Raw genomic sequence first — 3,927 nt, 5'->3', positions numbered from 1 at the left:
GCGGGCGTTCTCGACGACGGCATCCTCGCCTCGCTCACCCCCGAGCGTCTCGACACCGTGCTGCGGCCCAAGGTCGACGCGGCCTTCCACCTCCACGAGCTGACCGCCGGGCACCCGCTCACCGCGTTCGTGCTGTTCTCCTCCGCCGCCGGCACGCTCAGCAGCCCCGGCCAGGCCAACTACGCGGCCGCCAACGTCTTCCTGGACGCCCTGGCCACCCGCCGCCGCGCCGACGGTCTGCCCGCCACCTCCCTCGCCTGGGGCCCGTGGGCGGACAGCAGCGGCATGGTCGGCAGCCTCGCCGAGCTGGACATCCAGCGGATGAGCCGGACCGGAATCCACGGCCTCACCTCGGCCGAAGGCCTCACCCTGCTGGACGCGGCCACCGCCACCGGCTCTGCCGCCCTGGTGCCGATGCACCTGGACCTGGCTGCCCTGCGTGCCCAGGCCGCCGCCGGTACCCTGCCCGCGCTGCTGCGCGGCCTGGTCCGGGTGCCGATGCGGCGCGCCGCGCGCGCGGGCTCCTCGGCGGGCGGCTCCGAGCTGGTCACCCGCCTGCTCGCCCAGTCCGCCGACGAGCGCGAGCAGGCGATGCTCGACCTGGTCCGCTCCCGTGTCGCCGCCGTGCTCGGCTACACCGATGCCAGCGCGGTGGACGCGGGACGGGCGTTCAAGGAGTTGGGCTTCGACTCGCTCACCGCCGTCGAACTGCGCAACGAACTCAACGGTGCGACCGGCCTGCGCCTGCCCGCGACGCTGATCTTCGACTACCCGACCCCCGGCGCCCTCGCCGCCTTCCTGCTCACCGAGCTCCTCGGCGAGGCGGCGGACGAGCCCGCCGCCGCCACCCGACCCACGGGCGCCACGGACGAGCCGATCGCCATCGTCGGCATGGCCTGCCGCTACCCCGGCGGCGTAGAGTCACCGGACGACCTGTGGCGACTGGTCCACGACGCCGGCGACGCGATCTCCGGCTTCCCGAACAGCCGCGGCTGGGACCTGGACGGCCTCTACCACCCCGACCCCGACCACCAGGGCACCACCTACGCCCGCGAGGGCGGCTTCCTGCACGACGCAGGCCTGTTCGACCCGGACTTCTTCGGCATCTCGCCGCGCGAGGCCCTGGCCATGGACCCGCAGCAGCGCCTGCTGCTGGAGACCTCCTGGGAGGCGATCGAGCGGGCCGGCATCGACCCGGCCACCCTGCGCGGCAGCCGCACCGGTGTCTTCGCCGGCGTGATGTACCACGACTACGCCACCGGGATCGGCGAGCTCCCCGACGGCGTCGAGGGCTACCTCGGCACCGGCGTCTCGGGCAGCATCGCCTCCGGCCGCGTCGCCTACACCTTCGGCCTCGAAGGGCCGGCGGTCACCGTCGACACCGCCTGCTCCTCCTCCCTGGTCGCCCTGCACTGGGCGATCCAGGCGCTGCGCCAGGGCGAATGCACCATGGCTCTCGCCGGTGGTGTCACGGTCATGGCGACGCCCGAGACCTTCGTCGACTTCAGCCGCCAGCGCGGCCTCTCCGCCGACGGGCGCTGCAAGGCGTTCGCCGCCGGTGCGGACGGCACGGGCTGGGGCGAGGGCGTCGGCATGCTGCTCGTCGAGCGGCTCTCCGACGCCCGCCGCAACGGCCACCAGGTGCTCGCGGTCGTGCGCGGCAGCGCCGTCAACCAGGACGGTGCGTCGAACGGTCTGACGGCTCCGAACGGTCCTTCGCAGCAGCGGGTGATCCGGCAGGCGCTGGCGAACGCCGGTCTGGCGTCGGACCAGGTGGACGCGGTGGAGGCGCACGGTACGGGTACCACGCTGGGTGACCCGATCGAGGCGCAGGCGCTGTTGAACACCTACGGGCGTGAGCGTTCCGTCGAGCAGCCGCTGTGGCTGGGTTCGCTGAAGTCGAACATCGGTCACACCCAGGCGGCGGCCGGTGTGGGCGGCATCATCAAGATGGTGATGGCGATGCGGCACGGTGTGCTGCCGCAGACCCTGCACGTGAACGAGCCGTCGGCGAAGGTCGATTGGGCGTCGGGTGCGGTCGAGCTGCTGACCGAGCGCCGGGCCTGGCCGGAGACCGGCCGTCCGCGCCGGGCCGCCGTCTCCTCCTTCGGCATCAGCGGCACCAACGCCCACACCATCCTCGAATACACGCCCGCCGCTGCCGTGGCAGAGGCCCCGGAAGCCCCGGCGCCGGCCTCGGCCGCCGCCCCGCTGCTGCTGTCCGCCAAGACGGACAAGGCCCTCCAGGGCCAGGCCGCACGCCTGCTGACGCAGCTCAACGCACAGCCCGGCCTCGGCCTGCCCGACCTCGCCCACTCGCTGGTCGTCTCGCGGGCGGGTTTCGAGCACCGTGCGGTGGTGGTGGCGGGTGACCGTGCCACCGCGGTGGCGGGGCTGGAGGCGCTGGCGGGTGGTCTGCCGGCTGCCGGTGTGGTGCAGGGCGTTTCGGGGGCTTCCGGGAAGGTGGCGTTCGTCTTCCCGGGCCAGGGTTCGCAGTGGGCGGCGATGGCGGTCGAACTGCTTGAATCCTCGCCGGTGTTCGGGGCTCGGATGGCCGAGTGTGCTGTTGCTCTGGCGCCGTTCGCGGACGGCTGGTCGCTGCTGGACGTGGTCCGTGGCGAGACCGGCGATGCCTGGATGGACCGGGTGGATGTGGTGCAGCCGGTGCTGTGGGCGGTGATGGTCTCCCTCGCCGAGGTGTGGCGCGGCGCCGGTGTGGAGCCGGGTGTCGTGGTCGGGCATTCGCAGGGTGAGATCGCTGCGGCGGTGGTGGCGGGTGCGCTGTCGTTGGAGGACGGTGCGCGGGTGGTGGCGTTGCGCAGTCGCGCCATCGCGGGTGGTCTGGCGGGGCTGGGTGGGATGGTGTCGGTTGCCCTGCCGGTCGAGAGCGTTCGTGAGCGGCTCGCGGTGTGGGGTGAGGAGCGGATCTCGGTGGCGGCCGTCAACGGCCCGTCGTCGGTGGTCGTCTCCGGTGAACCGGTGGCGTTGGACGAGCTGTTGGCCTCGTGCGAGGCGGACGGTGTTCGTGCTCGTCGGATCCCCGTCGACTACGCGTCGCATTCCGCGCAGGTGGAGTCGATCCGCACGGAACTGTTGGAGGTTCTCGCGGAGGTGAGGCCGTGTTCCGCTCGGGTGCCGTTGTTCTCGACCGTGACCGGTGAGTTCACCGACGGTTCGGGGATGGACGCCGAGTACTGGTACACCAACCTCCGCACCACGGTGCGGTTCGCGGAGGCGGTCGACACTCTCCTCGCGGACGGTTTCGGTACGTTCGTCGAGGTCAGTGCTCATCCGGTGCTGGCGATGGCGGTGCAGGACGCCGCCGAGGCGGCCGGTCGTGAGGTGGCGGCCTTCGGGACGCTGCGCCGCCAGGAGGGCGGTGTGGAACGGCTGTTCGCGTCGTTCGCGGAGGCTCACGTGCGCGGTCTGCGGATCGACTGGCCGGGGCTGCTGGCCGACCGCGGCGGTCGTGCGGTGGAGCTGCCGACCTACGCCTTCCAGCGCGAACGCTACTGGCTGGAGTCGGACGGCTCGGTGGCCGTCGTCGAGACGCCGGTCGACGCGGTCGACGCCCGGTTCTGGGAGGCCGTCGAGAGCGGCGACGTCGACGCCGTCTCGGTGGCTCTCGACCTGGCCGCCGACCGGCCGCTCAGCGAGGTCCTGCCGGCCCTCTCCGCCTGGCGCCGCCAGACCCGCGACCGGAACACGGTCGACGGGTGGCGTTATCGGGACAGTTGGAAGCCGGTGACGGATCCGGGTTCGGGTGTGTTGTCTGGGGTGTGGTTGTTGGTGGTGCCGGCGGGTGCCGGTGAGGATGCCGCGGTTGTTGCGCTGGAGGGGATGTTCGCGGCGCGGGGTGTGGATGTTCGCCGGTGTGAGGTGGACGGTGGTGCGGCTGACCGGTTGTCGGTGGCCGATGAGTTGGGT

1 protein-coding gene is annotated in these 3,927 nt (G+C 72.5%); it reads left to right on the top strand.

What is annotated here, in order from left to right; translation table 11 throughout:
- Positions 1-3,927 (top strand): beta-ketoacyl synthase N-terminal-like domain-containing protein (locus ACIOFR_RS41855; protein WP_401006029.1); only part of this gene is annotated, 3,927 nt, incomplete at both ends.

It is taken from the genome of Kitasatospora sp. NPDC088346 (genome assembly GCF_044740765.1).
In the GTDB taxonomy this organism is placed as follows: domain Bacteria; phylum Actinomycetota; class Actinomycetes; order Streptomycetales; family Streptomycetaceae; genus Kitasatospora.
This window is presented reverse-complemented; position numbering and strand designations above follow the sequence as displayed.